The following is a 15349-nucleotide window of genomic DNA, read 5'->3' as shown; positions in this document are numbered from 1 at the left end:
TGGCTCCCTCGCACGAACACTCCGCGCCGTTCCACATCTGAACGTGGACGGCGCGGAGCGCGCGGGTCGGTTGCGGATCACGGGAGCGAGACCATGCAATCGACGAAGAGCCCTTGCCGCAATTTCGCTCGCGGCAAGCCCCTTGTTACATCTTCGGCAAAAGAACCTTGTCGATGACGTGGATGACGCCGTTGGACTGTTCGACATCGGCGATCGTCACATTGGCGACATTGCCGTTCTCGTCGGTGACGGTGACCTTGCCGCCATCTGCCTTGAGCGACAGTTCGCAGCCGCCAGCCGTCTTGACCTTGTGGGTGCCGCCATCGGCCTTGGCCATCGCGGCCACATCCGCCCCCATCGCCTTGGCGCCGATGACATGGCAGGTCAGGATCTTGGTCAGCTTGTCCTTGTTCTCGGGCTTCAGCAATGTCTCGACCGTGCCGGCCGGAAGTGCCGCAAAGGCCTCGTTGGTCGGCGCGAACACGGTGAACGGACCGGCGCCCTGCAGTGTCTCGACCAGGCCGGCTGCCTTGACGGCGGCTACCAGCGTCGTGTGGTCCTTCGAGTTGACGGCATTCTCGACGATGTTCTTGTTGGCGTACATGGCGGCGCCGCCAACCATCGGGTTTTCGGCGTAGGCTGCGGTGGCAAGCGCGGAAACAGCGATTGTGCCGGCAAGCAAAAGGGTGGCGAATTTACGCATGGTGTCAAACTCCTCGGGTTTTCTCTTCCCATTTTTTGGGGACGCGAGGAGATACGGAACACAAACGCATGAGTTTCAGAATATCGGGATTTTTTAATTCTATTTGCCTGACGACGAGATTTCGGCGGGAAACGCTTTGGCGGCTCACAAGTTTCCACCAGCGCACGAGAAAGCGGATAGACTTTTGGTCTTCATTTGTGATGTTGGTGGTGGGGAACGCTGGTCAGATGCTCTTCAGATCGCCCGCCGCGACCACCGGTCCGGTCGGCTGGCCGGTCGGCGAACCGCCTGCCGGCTCGAGGCTGACGGCGAGCACCGCGCCCTGGGCGAGCTTCTGCTGCGCGGCCGGCGAGACGACGATATGCGCCGTCGAGCCGACGGGGATGACGCCCATCGAGACAGGCGGGTTCTTGCCCTCGATCATCCACAGTTCGAAGTCCTTGCCGGTGGCCCGCTCACCGGAGACGTGCGACAGGCCGACCTCGTGATGCGCGGCATCATAGATGGCAAGATATTTGACATCGCTGCCATCGGCGGCCAGCGAGGCGACGAGGCGCGCCTGCGGTTGCACGACCGGCGGATTGAGGTAGGGCACGGCAATGTAGATCGCCAGCGCGGCGATCGCGGCTGCCGCGAGGCCACGCCAGAAGGCCAGGCTGGCCCACAGCCTGGCGCTCGCTTCGGCGGGCGCGGTCGCGGTTGATGCGAACAGCCGGCGATCGAGCGCGATCTTGACGGAAGCCGGCGGCTCGATTTCCGGGTATGCGGCGGCCATGGCCGAAAGGCGGACCTCCCAGCCGTCGACAAGCCGCGCGAAATCCGTGTCCGCGTCGATGCGTCGGGAAACGATCTGCCGCTCGTCCGCCGACAGCACGCCGAGAACGTATTCGGCGGCGAGCAGGTCGTCGCCTCCGCGTTCCGGTCCGTTGTCTTCCGCGAGCGTCATCTTTCCAGACATTCTCTGAGTTTCAGCAGGCTGCGGCGCAGCCAGGTACGCATGGTGTTCAACGGCACGCCATGGCGCTCCGCCAGTTCGGCATAGCTTTCGCCCTTGAGATAGGCGCCCCGGACCGCCGCTGCCCGGTCCTTTTCCAGCTCATCGAGACAATGATGGATGCGTTCGGATTCGCCGCCCGCCACCACCATCGCCTCCGGCCCCGGCGCCGGATCGGCCACGTCGAGCGCGGCATCGATATCGACCGCAGGCTTGCGCCGCGCTCTTATGCGATCGATCGCATGGTTGCGCGCGATCGCCACCAGCCAGGAGATCGGGCTCAGATCGGAGACGGCAAAACGGTCCGCCTTCATCCATATCTTGACGAAGACCTCCTGTAGCGCTTCTTCGGCATCTCCCCGGTCATTCAATACACGAAGGCAGACACCGAAAAGTTTCGCGCTGGTCTGCCGGTAGAGCAGGTCGAACGCGGCCCGATCCTTCATCGAAGTCCGGACGATCAGCTTGGTGATGTCCTGCGGCGTCATGCAGGCAAATTAGGGGATCGCAATGTATTTGCAACGACGGAAATCGCCTTGTGCACGCCAAACCCTGTCGCGTTTGCCGCCGGGATCGGTCCATCGATTGCCAACGGAATCACGACTGGCTAGCTTGCCGGCTGTGACGGGGGAGAGCGCATGTCGGTTGGGCATACACTGTGGGCGCAAGACGCAACCGGCCTTGCCGACCTTGTCCGCAAGGGAGAGGTCTCGCCGATCGAACTGACCGAAGCGGCGATTGCACGCGCCGAAGCCACCCGTCCCGACATCAATGCCACGGCCGAGCCGCTCTATGAGGCCGCACGGGCGCGGGCGAAGACCATCGACCGCTCGTTGCCGCTGGCCGGCGTTCCCTTCGCCATCAAGGACCTCGGCATCGCCATCAAGGGTGTACCGACACATGGCGGCAGCCGCATTCCGGCATGGCTGGCCGATGTCAATTCGGTGCTGACCGACCGTTATCTTGCCGCTGGGCTCGTTCCGATCGTCACCTCGACAGCGCCGGAGCACGGGCTGCGGCTAATGACCGAATCCAAGGCCTTCGGCATCACACGCAATCCGTGGAACACCGGTCACACCAGCGGCGGCTCGTCGGGTGGCGCGGCGGCACTGGTCGCCGCCGGCGTCGTTCCGGTGGCGCATGCCTCGGATGGCGGCGGCTCGATCCGCGTGCCTTCCGCCTGCACCGGGCTTGTTGGCCTGAAGACGTCGCGCGGCCGTATTCCATTGACGCCATTGGTGAGCGAAAGCTGGTACGGCATGGTGGTCGACCATGCCGTCACCCGGTCGGTGCGCGATTCAGCGTTGTTGCTCGATCTCACCCATGGGCCCGACCGGCTGTCGCCCTATGCGGCGTTGCCGCCGAAAGGCACATTCACTGCCGCCGCCGCACGCGATCCCGGCAAGCTCAAACTGGCCGTGTACCGAAAATCCCCGCTCGACCTGCCGGTTTCGTTGGAGACGTTGAAGGCGCTGGACACGGCGGTGGCGCTTGCCCGCGAGGGCGGCCATGCGGTCGAGGAAATCGACCTGCCCTTCATCGGGCGCGATTTCATCTCCGACTTCTGCAGGACGGTTGCCTCGGCCGTCGCCGGCACGATGCGGGCCGAAGCGCTGCGCGTCGGCCGTTCGGTTGCCGGCGACATCGAACGCGCCACGCGGGTGCTCGGCCGATTGGGCGAAATGGTCTCGGCCGGCGAGACCTATGCCGGCCTGCAGCGGCTGCATGCCACCTCGCGACGCCTGATCGAGGAGACCGCGCGGTATGATGCCGTGCTGATGCCGATCATTGCCCACCCGCCGCTCGCCTGCGGCGCCATGGATCCGAAAGGCGCCGATGACCTCATCGAAAACCTGCTCGACAAGCTGCACCTCACGCCCTTGTTGAGGTTGAAGCCGTTGTTCGGCCAGCTGATGGACAAGAGCCTTTGGTTCACCCATTGGCCGGCGATCCAGAATGTCAGCGGCCAGCCGTCGATCGCGCTGCCCGTCCATGTCACCGACGCCGGCCTGCCGCTTGGCATCCAGGCGGCCGGCCGTCCGGGTGACGAGGAGACGCTTCTGTCGCTGGCGGCGCAGATGGAGAAGATCTCGGGCTGGCTGGGCCGCAGGGCGCCGCTGAAGGTGCCATCATGATGACGACGTCGTGAGGCGTTCGAATATGACAGCAATGCCATTTGCGGGCCGCCGCAATTCCCGCTAAGACGCCGCCGTTCTTTCCAAGTGCATGTCGCCCAAAAGTGCTTGGCGGTTTTGGGACAACGACAGGCATAAACCAAGTGCATGTCGCCCCAAAAGTGCCTAGCGGTTTTGGGACAACGGCATGCATGAAACCAAAAGCCGGGAACCACGCCGATGACGGAGATCACCGCCACCGCCGAAATGCAGGCTGCCCTGCTTTCGCGGGCGCTGCCCTACATGCAGCGCTACGAGAACAAGACGGTCGTGGTGAAATATGGCGGTCACGCCATGGGCGATATCGAACTCGGCAAGGCCTTCGCCCGCGACATCGCGCTGTTGAAGCAGTCCGGTGTCAATCCGATCGTCGTCCATGGCGGCGGTCCGCAGATCGGCGCCATGCTGGCCAAGATGGGCATCGAATCCAAGTTCGAGGGCGGCCTGCGCGTCACCGACCAGAAGACGGTGGAGATCGTCGAGATGGTGCTGGCCGGCTCGATCAACAAGGAGATCGTGGCGCTGATCAACGCCGAGGGCGAATGGGCGATCGGCCTGTGCGGCAAGGACGGCAACATGGTGTTCGCCGAAAAGGCGCGCAAGACGATGATCGATCCGGACTCCAACATCGAGCGCGTGCTCGATCTCGGCTTCGTCGGCGAGCCGGTCGAGGTCGACCGCACTCTGCTCGACCTTCTGGCGCGCTCCGAGATGATCCCTGTGTTGGCGCCGGTTGCGCCTGGCCGCGACGGCCACACCTACAACATCAATGCCGACACCTTCGCCGGCGCCATTGCCGGCGCCTGCATGGCCACGCGCCTGCTGTTCCTCACCGACGTGCCGGGCGTGCTCGACAAGAACAAGAAACTGATCGACGAACTGACCGTCGCCGAGGCCAAGGCGCTGATCAAGGACGGCACGGTGTCGGGCGGCATGATCCCCAAGGTCGAAACCTGCATCGAGGCGATCGAGCGCGGCGTCGAAGGCGTCGTCGTCCTCAACGGCAAGACGCCGCATGCGGTGCTGCTCGAACTGTTCACCGAACACGGCGCCGGCACGCTGATCGTTCCCTGAGGTGTACTGATATTCAGGTGATGCCGGCCTGCAAACGACGGCTTTTTCGGCTTCCGGTGCTCACGGACCCGAACGTCCGCTGCGCTCCGGTTCTCGAAAGCCACCGTTTTCGGCTCGGCCTGACCTGAATCTCAACACACCTTAACCGAGGGCAGTAACAGTCAGGGGCTCGGCAAAATCGTGATCCCGGATGATGTCAGCTTTCGCGCTGATCGTTGAACGGTCATCGATTCCTCCTCGGCGTCCTGCGGCGCGCCCCAGAACTCGGCAAGCGTCGGGCCGTCCTGCACCCGGCGGTCGCGGGCCAGAAAGCCCCAGACCTCGCGGAACCAGACGCGGCGGCCCATTTGCGTGTACCAGCGCATCGAGTGTCGCTGCTCGGGATCCTTGTGGAACAGGACGCGGGCCAGCGCCTTCGGCCGAGACTGCACCGCCAGCTCGATCAGCTTGACGCTGAAGAACAGCATCCACGGCTTCAGCCGCGTCATGTGCAACACCTGGTGCTTGTAGTCCCACAGCCGGGCATCCCTTTGGATCACCTTGCGATCCCGCGCGATCCTGAAGAACGGTGTCCAGCGGTGTGGCGTCACGTAAAGCGCCTGGATCTGATCCGGGTCATAGGCGATGAGCTGGCGAAAGCCGCGCCACAGATCACGAAAGCCTTCATCCTCGAAGCCGGCCACCCAGGTCGCCATCGACAGGATGCCATGCTGGCGCAGCAGCCTTATCGCCTCGCGATCGGATGAGGTGCTGCCGCCCTTGCGGATCAATTGAAGCGTCTGTTCGTCGGTGTTTTCCATGCCGAGCAGCCAGCGGATGATTCCGGCCTTGCGGTAGAGATGCAGGATGTTGGCGTCGCGCACGATGTCGTCGGCACGGGTCGAGCCGACGATCAGCACCGGCACGTTCTGCGCAATCATGGCATCGAGAAAGGCGCGCCAGGCCTTCTTCGAAACCGTAGGATTCTCATCGGCGAGGTTGATCAGCTCGACGCCGTGTTCTCTATGCAGCCAGGCGATCTCCTTGGCGAATTTCACCGGATCGCGATGCCGCCAGCGGGTCCAGAAGCCGCGCTGGCCGCAATAGTTGCACAGATGCGGACAGCCGCGCGAAAACTGCATCACCACCGCACGCTTGCCGCCCCAATAGCTGTAGCGCCTGATGTCGATCAGCTCCCAGCCGACGCGGTAGGCGTCGAGTTCCGGAATGGTCATTCCCGGCTGCGTCGCGAAGGGACGGCGCAGATCGTCGCGAAAGGCGATGCCGGCCACGCTCGCCGGCGGCTGGTGCATCTCCAGCGCTTCGACCAGCGCCACGACGGTCGCCTCGCCCTCGCCACGTACGATGAAGTCGAAGAGTTCCGTCGCCGTGAGGATGTCGCGCCAGTGATAGGTCGGGAAAACGCCGCCATAGATGATGATGGTCGCCGGTTCGCGATCCTTGATCATGCGCGCGATGAGCAGGGCGGTCGGATGCGCCGAGGTCGAGCCGGAATGGCCGATCAGGACGAAGTCGGGACAGTCGTCGAGCGCGTTGCGCACCACCATGTCGAGCGGCATCGGCCCGAATTCGGCATCGACGAGCCGCACCTCGTGGCCGGCATCGATCAGCGGACCGCCGAGCGCCAGCAGGCCGAGCGGCGGCAGGTGGTCGTCCGGCACGCGGCTGCCGATGGCGGTGTGCGGCGGATTGATCAGGACGATTTTCATGGCGGACCTCCTGGGAAGTTGGTCCGCGCATGCTGGCCGGCGATATGGACGCGCGCTTGGCCCGTTTCAGCAGTTTGCGTGCAGCTTTTCCGCAGGAATGCCGAGCACCATCATCGCCTGAGATGGCCGAGCGGCACGTGGCCGGGGCCCTTGATGTTCTGCAGCACCAGTTGCGTGTGCACGTCGCGCACGCCGTCGAGTCGCATCAGCCGGTGCATGACGAAGGCATTGAGCTCGTCGACCGACGGCACCATGACATGCAGCAGGAAATCATGGTCGCCGGTCATCGTCCAGCACGAGGACACCTCGTCCATGCGCTGCACGGCTGCAATGAAGGTTTCGGGCGAGCCGTCGCTGTGACTGACAAGGCGAACCTGGATGAACACCTCGACCATCAGGCCGACCGCCCGGCGGCTGATCACCGCGGCAAAGCCCTTGATGATGCCGGCATCCTGCAGCGCCTCGAAACGCCGCGCGCACGGCGTCGTCGACAGGCCGATCTCTTGCGCCAGCTCGGAGACGGGCTTGCGTCCATCGCGTTGCAGGACATCGAGCATCTTGATCTCGAAATCATCGAATTGAGGCATTTTCACTCCGTGGATGCACTAATTGAGTGGATGTTATCTCGAATATTCCGTTCGAGCCATCATCAAAACCGATTTGCCTCGGCGGATCCGGTTAGCCTGATGGCATCATTCGCCACTCATGATTTGCGAGGAGAAAAACCATGACGACGATGAGCGTTGCCGAATACGCCCGCGATTGCGCGGCGCAAGGGTTGCGCGGCGACTATTCGGTCTGCCGTGCCGACTTCACCGTGGCGCAGGGTTACGACTACAGCGCCGAGGAACAGGCGGTGTGGCGCACGCTGTGCGACCGCCAGACCAAACTGACCCACAAGCTCGCCCACCACTCCTATCTCGACGGTGTCGAAAAACTCGGCCTTCTCGACCGCATCCCCGACTTCGAGGAGGTCAGCGCCAAGCTGCGCGAACTGACCGGCTGGGAGATCGTCGCCGTGCCGGGTCTCATTCCCGCGGCGCCCTTCTTCGACCATCTCGCCAACCGCCGCTTCCCGGTCACCAACTGGCTGCGGACTAGGCAGGAACTCGACTACATCGTAGAGCCAGACATGTTCCACGACTTCTTCGGCCACGTGCCGGTGCTGTCGCAACCGGTGTTCGCCGACTTCATGCAGATGTATGGCAAGAAGGCCGGCGACATCATCGCGCTGGGTGGCGACGAGATGATCACCCGGCTCTACTGGTACACGGCCGAGTATGGCCTGATGCAGGAGAGCGGCCAGCCGCTGAAGGCCTTTGGCGCCGGTCTGATGTCGTCCTTTACCGAATTGCAGTTTGCCGTCGAAAGCAAGGATGCCCATCACGTGCCCTTCGACCTCGAAACCGTGATGCGCACCGGCTACGAGATCGACAAGTTCCAGCGCGCCTATTTCGTGCTGCCGTCCTTCGATGCCTTGCGCGATGCTTTCCAGACCGCCGATTTCGCGGCGATCGTCGCGCGTCGCAAGGGCCAGCCGGCGCTCGACCCGGCCACGGTCTAGCTTTCCGCGTGTCGCGATCTCCCGCCCCAAATGGGGCGGGAGCCATCGGCGCCCCTATCGCCCGTTTGGGGTGTCCGGCCCCTCGGCCTTCAGTCGCGCCAACTGGTCGCGCTGCAGGTCGAGCGTGGCGTTGACGAAGCGCGATATGGTGGCGAGTTCGGCGTCGCTGAAGGTGGCGATGACCTTTTCGCCTTCCCGCGATATGGCGCCGTAATAGCGCTCCGACAGTTCCCGCGTCGCCTCGGTCGCCTCTATCACCACCTTGCGCCTGTCTTCCAGACTGCGCGTGCGCGTCAGCAGGCCGCGCGCCTCCAGCCGGTCGATCAGCGCGGTCACCGCGGCCGGCGTCAACCCGGTCGCGGTCGCGACCGCGCCGGCCGATTGCGGGCCGCCATGGAGCAGCCCGATGCAATGGCGTTCAGCCATGTTCAGCCCGAGCCTCGCCCCCACCGCTTCGTCATAGGCCTGCGTCGCGTCCTGCCATTGCATGATGGCTAGGCCGATTGCCCTCGTCATCTCGTCGCGATTCTCGCTTGACGAATTTACTTCGATCATCTAATTATCTATCCGTCTAACATTTAGACTGTAACAGCAATATGCGGCTCCGACTCGGACAAGGCAAGAGCGAGCCGCCGACCAGGAGTGAAAAATGAGCTTGATTCAACAGCGGCAGCCCCTCTCGCATGAGGAGGAGCTCAAATACGCCAAGCTGGCGATGGAATGGTACGGCTGGGGCTCCCCCATCGGCCTCGGCATTCTGCTTGTGGCGCTGGCCGCCGCTGCCGTGCTGCTGCGCATCGCCGTCTACGGTTTTTGAGACCATGCCGGGGTTCTGCCGGTGCCGCTAGCGGCGCCGGCAGGCATGACGTTGCAACGGCAGGGACGAGCTTGCCGCGGAAAGCCGCTCAGACGGCGACCACCTTGCTCAGATGTTCGCCCAGCCGGCAGGCCAGCGCGGTAATCGTCGTCGTCGGGTTGGCTTGACCGGATGTGCAGAACACCGAGGAGCCGCCGACATAGAGATTGTCCATGCCGTGCACCTTGCAGTTGGCGTCCACCACGCTCTTGGTGACGTCGGTGCCCATGCGCGTGCCGCCCATGTGATGGTGCCCCGCTGTCTCCTCGTCGGTCGGGTAATCCTCGCCGTTGGCAATCCAGTCCATGAGACGAACACGACCGAGATCCTTCTCGATGAGTGTCGTGCCGAACAGCTTCAGGCCTTCGACAAGCGTGCGGCGTTCCAGCTCCGATTTCTTCCAGTGCAGCTCGATGCGAGGCACGCCGGCATGGTCGACATCGGTCTTCGACAGTTCGATCTGGTTGGAGGCCAGCGGCGCCTGTTCCCACGCGACATAGAGCTGGGCCGCACAGCGCAGGTTCTGGCTGAGCTGATAGGCGACCCACTCGGCCATGTCGGGTGCCGTGCAGGCGAGGTCGGCGATCACGTGCTTGATCCCGGCATAAGGCGTCTCGATCAGCCTGATGCCGAAATTCATGATCCGCAGGCGCTCCATGGCGGCCAGCGTCGGCGAGAAGAAGGCCTCGTTGACGGCATCGACCTCGAACTCGCCATAGTCGGCCAGGATGGCATTGCCGCCCTCGAAGGTCGGGTGTTCCATCCAGTAGCGGCCAAGCGCCGTCGCATTCGGCACGACGCCACCGTTCGAGCGCTGGTTCGACCATAGAAGCAGCCGCGAATTCTCCAGTCCGCCGGTGCAGACAATGAAATAGTCGGCGCTGAATAAGCCGGCATCCTGTCCGTTCGACCACAGCCTCGCGCCTGTCACTCGCTTGCCGTCGCCGGCAAGCTCGGTGGCATAGGTGTTGAGCACGACCGCGATGTTCCTGCTCTTGTCGAGCTCGTCGGAGAATTTTTCAGCAAAACGCACCGCCGGGCTCTTGATCAGCTGCACCCAGCGAATGTCGTCCGAGATCGGCACATCCGGCCGGAAATCGGGAAGTTCGAGGATATCGTGCACCTCCGGCAAATAGGGTTCGATATCGGCGCGGCGGATCGGCCAGCCGGTATCGGGTGCCCAGGCCTTTGGCTCGAAATCCTGTTTGTCGAGGACGCGGCACCAGCCGGCCCAGTGGTTCGAGCTGCCGCCCATGAAGCGCAGCCGGGTGATGTCGAGATCGAAATAGAAATCCCCGACCGTGGTGCCACGGTAGAAATCCTGCGATTCGTCGCTGAACTCCCTCGATCCAGCCTCCAGCACCACGACCGGAATGCCTGCGGCGCCAAGCTTGCGGGCGATTGTGGTGCCGGCCGGTCCGGAGCCGAGGATGCAGACCTTCGGCTTGAAGCTGGTGGCGCGATACGCCTCGTAGCTGTCGAAGATCATGCCAGGTCGCTCCGCTTCAGGATCCAACCATTGACCTCCACGATTTCATTCGGGTCGGCGTGGGATGGATCGCCATCGGAAGCGTTGGCATCAGGCAGCTTGCGGAACAGTGACAGGGCAGGCAGCGCGATCAGCGCCTGCACGATCGTGCGGCGCGATATTTTCTTGAAGAAACTCATGACAGGTCTCTCGATGGGGGCCTCGACTGCGCATGGCATTCCCTGAACGGCACATGCCCTGAAGGAAAAGCCAATTTCGTGCCAAGCTTGCCCGCAAGTCAGCGAAAAACCGGGTAAACGGTGCAACCGGATGCAAACAGGGTTAGAAATTCGTTAACAGGCCGGTTGTACCGGATCGGCGGACTAATCACGCCGCCGCGGAGATATCCGTGTCGAGGATCGTCAGATTGCGGCCCCCGTGCTTGGCCCGGTAAAGGCGCCGGTCGGCGGCACGCATCAGGTCCGAAACGTTGGCCTCCGCGCCGCAGACGGTGCCGCCGATGCTGACAGTGAGCGGAATGGTCCGCTCGTCGATGGGCCGGAACCGGATCAGTTCGACTTCGCGGCGGATGCGCTCGGCGACGCGCTTGGCCTCCTGTTCGGTGGCGCCGACCAGGAAGGCGCCGAACTCCTCGCCGCCGATGCGGCCGAGCACATCGCCGCTGCGCACGCCGCGCTCGATCGCGCTGGCGATCAAAAGCAACGCGTCATCGCCGGTCAGGTGGCCAAAGCTGTCGTTGATCCTCTTGAAATGGTCGGCGTCGATGATCAGCAACGCGCCACGATCGGACTTGCGCCTGGAGCCATCGAGTGCGGCAAAGAAGCTCTCCCGGTTGAGCATGCCGGTCATGTCGTCGCGGCTCGCCTTTTCCTCGAGGCGGCGATGCGCGGCGGCGAGCTGGGCGTGCGCCCGGGCGAGATCGCGATGCGCGTTCTTCAGCCTGTCGCTCTGCCAGAATGTGCTGGCGCCGGCGATCCACGCAATGACGAGCGGGCAAACCGTCGAGGTCAGCCAGATCGTCCTGTTGATGGGAAATCCCATTGCCGGAACGATGATCAGCGTCAGCAGAAGAGAGGCGGCGACGGAGGCGAAGGCGATCGCGGCGGACTTCAGAAATATACGACTCATCGCTTGCTCCCACAGGATTGTCTCTCTGCCAGCAAGCCCTGAAGGCCACCTTTCCCGGATGTCTAAAATTTGAATCGTGACGGCATTTTCTGCCCTCTCGACGCGCATAGGTTGTGGATAAAGTCGCTTTCAGAGTGTCCGTTTCATGCCATAAGGAGCCCATGACAACGTTCCCCGATCCCGCCCGCTTCGCTCACGTCACCGACTGGGTGTTCGACCTCGACAACACGCTTTATCCGCACCATTCGAATCTGTTCTCGCAGATCGACGTCAAGATGACCGCCTATGTCGGCGAGCTCCTGGCACTGCCGCGCGACGAGGCGCGCAAGCTGCAGAAGGAGCTCTACCGCGAATACGGCACGACGCTGAACGGGCTGATGACGCGCCACGGCATCGACCCCGACGACTTCCTCGAGAAGGTGCATGACATCGACTATTCATGGCTGGTGCCCGATCCCGTTCTCGGCACCGCCATCCGCCAGCTTCCGGGCCGCAAGTTCATCTTCACCAATGGCGACCGCAAGCACGCCGAGCGCACGGCACGCCAACTCGGCATCCTCGACCATTTCGACGATATCTTCGACATCGTCGCCGCCGGGCTCAATCCCAAGCCGGCGCGCCAGACCTACGAGAAGTTCGCGGAGCTCCACGCCGTCACCGGCCACAATGCGGTGATGTTCGAGGATCTTGCCCGCAACCTTTCGGTGCCGAAGTCGCTGGGCATGACCACGGTGCTCGTGGTGCCGCGCAATTTCGAGCCGACCTTTTCCGAAATCTGGGAGCGCGATCCTGCCCAGGAAGACGATGTCGATTTCGTCACCGACGATCTCGCCGGCTTCCTGACGGCGATCGTCGAGGTCGCTGCCTGAGGGTTGCCGATATTCAGGTGATGCCGGCCCGCAAAGGACTCCGCCACGCTCTCACAGATTGTAGAAGCGGCTGATGATCCCCCAGGCCTCGTCGGCGGTGTCGACGAAATCGATGATGTCCTGGTCGCCAGGGCTGATCGTGCCCTGTTCGGCGAGGAAGTCGAGGTCGATCACCCGTTTCCAGAAGGATTTGCCGAACAGGATCACCGGCACGCGCTCCATGCGTCCGGTCTGGATCAGGGTCAACGTCTCGAAGAACTCGTCCATCGTGCCGAAGCCGCCGGGAAACACCGCCACGGCCTTGGCGCGCATGACGAAATGCATCTTGCGGATGGCGAAATAGTGGAAGTTGAAGCAGAGCTCCGGCGTCACATAGGCGTTCGGCGCCTGCTCGTGCGGCAGCACGATGTTGAGGCCGATCGACGGCGCCCCGACATCGTCGGCGCCACGGTTGCCGGCTTCCATCACGCCGGGCCCGCCGCCGGTCACCACGACATACTCGCGGTAGTATGAGGCAGCCGACTGCTGCGAGCAGAGGCGGGCGAATTTGCGCGCCTCCTCGTAGTATTTGCTGTTTTCCTCGAGGTTCTTCTTCTGCGTCTCGTTCTTGGCCGCCCAGGCCGCGCCACCGGGCTCGGGCAGGCGCGCGCCGCCGAACAGGATCACCGTCGAACGGATGCCGCGCTCGGCCAGGATCATTTCCGGTTTCAAGAGTTCGAGCTGCAGCCTGACCGCGCGCAGTTCGCGCCGCGTCATGAAGTCGGGGTCGTTCCACGCCAGCCGGTATGTTTCGGCCCGCGTCTGCGGCGTGTCCGGCACGCTTCTTGACCGCTCCAGATCCTCATCCGAATGCGGCAGCGGCGTCCATCCCGCCTTTTCCATAGGAGTCATAGTTGCGTTACCCGTCCAGTTCTTCACTTGCGCCGTCCCATGACGCAGCCGCGATTGACCCTCACCAGGGCTTCACTTAAGCAGGTTCCGCAAAAGTGTCCTGCGGTTTTGCGACAAGAACCTGTTACAGGCAAAGACCTAGGCAGGCGAAGCATGCTTAGGGTCCGCGCGACTTTCAAAACAGGTTAAGGCGCAGCCCCTTAACAGCTTGGTAATGGAGCGAATTCATGTCGAACGCCGATCTGGCAAGCCTCGAAAAGACCATCGAGAAGGCCTTCGAGGAACGCGACACGATTTCGACGGCAACCCGGGGCGAGACGCGGGACGCCATCCAGTCGGCGCTCGACCTGCTCGACCGCGGCACAGCCCGCGTCGCCGAGCGTCAGGCCGACGGCAAGTGGCATGTCAACCAGTGGCTGAAGAAGGCGGTGCTGCTGTCCTTCCGGCTCAACCCGATGGAGATCATCAAGGGTGGTCCAGGCCAGGCCGTGTGGTGGGACAAGGTGCCGTCGAAGTTCGACGGTTGGAGCGCCGTCGATTTCGAGAAGGCGGGCTTCCGCGCCGTGCCGGGATCGATCGTGCGCCGCTCGGCCTATATCGCGCCGGGCGCCGTGCTGATGCCGTCCTTCGTCAATGTCGGCGCCTATGTCGACTCGGGCACCATGATCGACACATGGGTCGGGGTCGGTTCCTGCGCCCAGATCGGCAAGAACGTCCATCTGTCGGGTGGCGTCGGCATCGGCGGCGTGCTGGAGCCGATGCAGGCCGGCCCGACCATCATCGAGGACAATTGCTTCATCGGCGCGCGCTCTGAAGTGGTCGAGGGCTGCATCGTGCGCGAGGGCTCGGTGCTCGGCATGGGCGTCTTCATCGGCCAGTCGACCAAGATCGTCGATCGCGCCACCGGCGAGGTCTTCTATGGCGAGGTGCCGGCCAATTCCGTCGTCGTCGCCGGCTCGCTGCCGGGCAAGCCCTTGCCCAATGGTGAGCCTGGGCCCAGCCTGTACTGCGCCGTCATCGTCAAGCGCGTCGACGCCAGGACCCGTTCCAAGACCTCGATCAACGAATTGCTGCGCGATTGATCTTTGCGGAAAGCGAGCGCACCTTCCGCCGGCGCGACAATCGGTCGCGCTGATTCAACGTGGAGGGGTGACATGGACTGGAAGTATCTGCTGACGAGTTTTGACGGCCGCATCAATCGGGCCAAATTCTGGGCTGGCATCGGCGTATTCATTGTTATCGGCATTGTTGCCTTCATTCTCGACGCTATCCTCGGCACACGTTTCACCACCGCCAGCGGCGGCCAGGTTGGCATCATCGGCGTGCTCGTCGCACTGGCATCGATCTATTTCGCGATTGCCCTCTACGCCAAACGCTGGCACGACCGGAACAAGTCGGGCTGGTGGACGCTGATCTGCCTGGTACCCATTATCGGCGGCATCTGGCTGCTGGTCGAACTCGGCATCCTCGAAGGCACCAGGGGTGCCAATCAATACGGACCGGACCCGCTTGCCTGACAGATCAGATCTCACTTGGCTTTTCTTCAAAACCTCGGGCCGCGTCAGCCGCGCGGCCTATTTTCTTGGCGGGTTGCTCGTCGCCATCATCCAGGCCTTTCCGCTCTATCGCTTCACGCTGGTGCCGGAAGGTTCGGCGGAGAGCAACATGTGGTCGTTCATCTTCTTCATCGCCTTCATCGCCTCGCTATGGTCGAACATCGTGCTGGCGGTGAAGCGGCTGCACGATCTCGACAAGCCGGGCATTGCCGCGCTGATCCTGTTCGTGCCGGTCGTCTCGATCGTCGCCTTCCTTGTGTTGTGCCTGTTTCCAGGGCAGCCTGGACCCAACCGCTATGGCCGGCGCACCAACGAGCCGGCCCAGTCATGAGGCTCGATCGG

The 15349-nt window shown here is 63.2% G+C and carries 18 protein-coding genes; 8 read left to right on the top strand and 10 right to left on the bottom strand.

Features of this window, described 5'->3' with window-relative positions; translation table 11 throughout:
• Positions 1-145 precede the first annotated feature (145 nt).
• The 3 genes from BLS48_RS03980 to BLS48_RS03970 form a co-directional block, all read right to left on the bottom strand.
• On the bottom strand, positions 146-703 hold the full coding sequence (locus BLS48_RS03980; protein ID WP_091575728.1) for a fasciclin domain-containing protein: 558 nt from the start codon (positions 701-703) through the stop codon (positions 146-148).
• Between the two features lie 223 nt (positions 704-926).
• Positions 927-1649, bottom strand: a complete 723-nt coding sequence (locus BLS48_RS03975; RefSeq protein ID WP_091575727.1) for an anti-sigma factor — start codon at positions 1647-1649, stop codon at positions 927-929.
• Entirely contained in the window at positions 1646-2185 is a 540-nt protein-coding gene (locus BLS48_RS03970; protein WP_091575726.1) for a sigma-70 family RNA polymerase sigma factor, read from the bottom strand. The genes BLS48_RS03975 and BLS48_RS03970 overlap by 4 nt, the downstream gene beginning before the upstream one ends.
• A gap of 150 nt (positions 2186-2335) precedes the next feature.
• On the opposite strand from BLS48_RS03970, the gene BLS48_RS03965 reads away from it, so the two are divergent.
• Both BLS48_RS03965 and argB read left to right on the top strand, forming a co-directional pair.
• Entirely contained in the window at positions 2336-3832 is a 1497-nt protein-coding gene (locus tag BLS48_RS03965; protein WP_091575725.1) for an amidase, read from the top strand.
• 219 nt (positions 3833-4051) lie between these two features.
• Entirely contained in the window at positions 4052-4945 is an 894-nt protein-coding gene (gene argB / locus BLS48_RS03960; protein WP_091575724.1) for an acetylglutamate kinase, read from the top strand.
• Positions 4946-5106: 161 nt separating this feature from the next.
• Here argB and bchE read toward each other — a convergent pair whose 3' ends face one another.
• Both bchE and BLS48_RS03950 read right to left on the bottom strand, forming a co-directional pair.
• The gene (bchE, locus tag BLS48_RS03955) at positions 5107-6654 is read right to left on the bottom strand and encodes a magnesium-protoporphyrin IX monomethyl ester anaerobic oxidative cyclase (protein ID WP_091575723.1); all 1548 of its coding nucleotides are present in this window, start codon (positions 6652-6654) and stop codon (positions 5107-5109) included.
• Positions 6655-6764: 110 nt separating this feature from the next.
• Positions 6765-7241: an Lrp/AsnC family transcriptional regulator gene (locus BLS48_RS03950; RefSeq protein ID WP_091575722.1), complete on the bottom strand. Its 477-nt coding sequence runs from the start codon at positions 7239-7241 to the stop codon at positions 6765-6767.
• 140 nt (positions 7242-7381) lie between these two features.
• Between BLS48_RS03950 and phhA the strand changes: the two genes are divergently transcribed.
• Entirely contained in the window at positions 7382-8218 is an 837-nt protein-coding gene (gene phhA, locus BLS48_RS03945; protein WP_091575721.1) for a phenylalanine 4-monooxygenase, read from the top strand.
• A gap of 54 nt (positions 8219-8272) precedes the next feature.
• Here the strand turns inward: phhA and BLS48_RS03940 are convergent, their stop codons facing one another.
• A complete protein-coding gene (locus tag BLS48_RS03940) occupies positions 8273-8773 on the bottom strand; it encodes a MarR family winged helix-turn-helix transcriptional regulator (RefSeq protein ID WP_091575720.1) in 501 nt (166 codons plus the stop codon).
• 94 nt (positions 8774-8867) lie between these two features.
• Here BLS48_RS03940 and BLS48_RS35550 point away from each other — a divergent pair, with 94 nt between their 5' ends.
• Complete coding sequence (locus tag BLS48_RS35550; RefSeq protein ID WP_167364939.1) at positions 8868-9035, top strand: hypothetical protein; 168 nt, start codon at positions 8868-8870, stop codon at positions 9033-9035.
• 88 nt (positions 9036-9123) lie between these two features.
• Here BLS48_RS35550 and BLS48_RS03935 read toward each other — a convergent pair whose 3' ends face one another.
• The 3 genes from BLS48_RS03935 to BLS48_RS03925 all read right to left on the bottom strand — a co-directional run bounded on the left by BLS48_RS03935 (position 9124) and on the right by BLS48_RS03925 (position 11691).
• Positions 9124-10563 (bottom strand): GMC oxidoreductase, encoded by a 1440-nt coding sequence (locus BLS48_RS03935; RefSeq protein WP_091575719.1) that lies wholly within the window; start codon positions 10561-10563, stop codon positions 9124-9126.
• Positions 10560-10742 (bottom strand): hypothetical protein, encoded by a 183-nt coding sequence (locus BLS48_RS03930; protein ID WP_091576192.1) that lies wholly within the window; start codon positions 10740-10742, stop codon positions 10560-10562. The genes BLS48_RS03935 and BLS48_RS03930 overlap by 4 nt, the downstream gene beginning before the upstream one ends.
• A 187-nt stretch (positions 10743-10929) precedes the next feature.
• A complete protein-coding gene (locus BLS48_RS03925) occupies positions 10930-11691 on the bottom strand; it encodes a GGDEF domain-containing protein (protein ID WP_091575718.1) in 762 nt (253 codons plus the stop codon).
• Between the two features lie 161 nt (positions 11692-11852).
• Here BLS48_RS03925 and BLS48_RS03920 point away from each other — a divergent pair, with 161 nt between their 5' ends.
• Entirely contained in the window at positions 11853-12560 is a 708-nt protein-coding gene (locus BLS48_RS03920; protein ID WP_091575717.1) for a pyrimidine 5'-nucleotidase, read from the top strand.
• Positions 12561-12611: 51 nt separating this feature from the next.
• On the opposite strand, the gene BLS48_RS03915 is transcribed toward BLS48_RS03920, so the two are convergent.
• Entirely contained in the window at positions 12612-13451 is an 840-nt protein-coding gene (locus BLS48_RS03915) for an LOG family protein (RefSeq protein ID WP_091575716.1), read from the bottom strand.
• Positions 13452-13678: 227 nt separating this feature from the next.
• On the opposite strand from BLS48_RS03915, the gene dapD reads away from it, so the two are divergent.
• From dapD to BLS48_RS03900, 3 genes are all read left to right on the top strand, one after another.
• Positions 13679-14533, top strand: a complete 855-nt coding sequence (gene dapD, locus BLS48_RS03910; protein WP_091575715.1) for a 2,3,4,5-tetrahydropyridine-2,6-dicarboxylate N-succinyltransferase — start codon at positions 13679-13681, stop codon at positions 14531-14533.
• 72 nt (positions 14534-14605) lie between these two features.
• Positions 14606-14968 carry a DUF805 domain-containing protein gene (locus BLS48_RS03905; protein ID WP_091575714.1) on the top strand — a complete coding sequence of 121 codons (363 nt, stop codon included), beginning with the start codon at positions 14606-14608 and terminating at the stop codon, positions 14966-14968.
• A complete protein-coding gene (locus tag BLS48_RS03900) occupies positions 14961-15338 on the top strand; it encodes a DUF805 domain-containing protein (RefSeq protein WP_167364938.1) in 378 nt (125 codons plus the stop codon). The genes BLS48_RS03905 and BLS48_RS03900 overlap by 8 nt, the downstream gene beginning before the upstream one ends.
• The last annotated feature ends 11 nt before the right edge of the window (positions 15339-15349 follow it).

This window comes from Mesorhizobium qingshengii (genome assembly GCF_900103325.1).
GTDB lineage: Bacteria > Pseudomonadota > Alphaproteobacteria > Rhizobiales > Rhizobiaceae > Mesorhizobium > Mesorhizobium qingshengii.
This window is presented reverse-complemented; position numbering and strand designations above follow the sequence as displayed.

Coding starts and splice junctions, on each gene's coding strand:
- BLS48_RS03980 (WP_091575728.1), bottom strand. CDS start 703: ATGCGTAAATTCGCCACCCTTTTGCTTGCCGGCACAATCGCTGTTTCC.
- BLS48_RS35550 (WP_167364939.1), top strand. CDS start 8,868: ATGAGCTTGATTCAACAGCGGCAGCCCCTCTCGCATGAGGAGGAGCTC.
- BLS48_RS03915 (WP_091575716.1), bottom strand. CDS start 13,451: ATGACTCCTATGGAAAAGGCGGGATGGACGCCGCTGCCGCATTCGGAT.
- dapD (WP_091575715.1), top strand. CDS start 13,679: ATGTCGAACGCCGATCTGGCAAGCCTCGAAAAGACCATCGAGAAGGCC.
- BLS48_RS03950 (WP_091575722.1), bottom strand. CDS start 7,241: ATGCCTCAATTCGATGATTTCGAGATCAAGATGCTCGATGTCCTGCAA.
- BLS48_RS03925 (WP_091575718.1), bottom strand. CDS start 11,691: ATGAGTCGTATATTTCTGAAGTCCGCCGCGATCGCCTTCGCCTCCGTC.
- bchE (WP_091575723.1), bottom strand. CDS start 6,654: ATGAAAATCGTCCTGATCAATCCGCCGCACACCGCCATCGGCAGCCGC.
- BLS48_RS03935 (WP_091575719.1), bottom strand. CDS start 10,563: ATGATCTTCGACAGCTACGAGGCGTATCGCGCCACCAGCTTCAAGCCG.
- BLS48_RS03975 (WP_091575727.1), bottom strand. CDS start 1,649: ATGACGCTCGCGGAAGACAACGGACCGGAACGCGGAGGCGACGACCTG.
- BLS48_RS03970 (WP_091575726.1), bottom strand. CDS start 2,185: ATGACGCCGCAGGACATCACCAAGCTGATCGTCCGGACTTCGATGAAG.
- argB (WP_091575724.1), top strand. CDS start 4,052: ATGACGGAGATCACCGCCACCGCCGAAATGCAGGCTGCCCTGCTTTCG.
- BLS48_RS03940 (WP_091575720.1), bottom strand. CDS start 8,773: ATGATCGAAGTAAATTCGTCAAGCGAGAATCGCGACGAGATGACGAGG.
- BLS48_RS03920 (WP_091575717.1), top strand. CDS start 11,853: ATGACAACGTTCCCCGATCCCGCCCGCTTCGCTCACGTCACCGACTGG.
- phhA (WP_091575721.1), top strand. CDS start 7,382: ATGACGACGATGAGCGTTGCCGAATACGCCCGCGATTGCGCGGCGCAA.
- BLS48_RS03930 (WP_091576192.1), bottom strand. CDS start 10,742: ATGAGTTTCTTCAAGAAAATATCGCGCCGCACGATCGTGCAGGCGCTG.
- BLS48_RS03905 (WP_091575714.1), top strand. CDS start 14,606: ATGGACTGGAAGTATCTGCTGACGAGTTTTGACGGCCGCATCAATCGG.
- BLS48_RS03965 (WP_091575725.1), top strand. CDS start 2,336: ATGTCGGTTGGGCATACACTGTGGGCGCAAGACGCAACCGGCCTTGCC.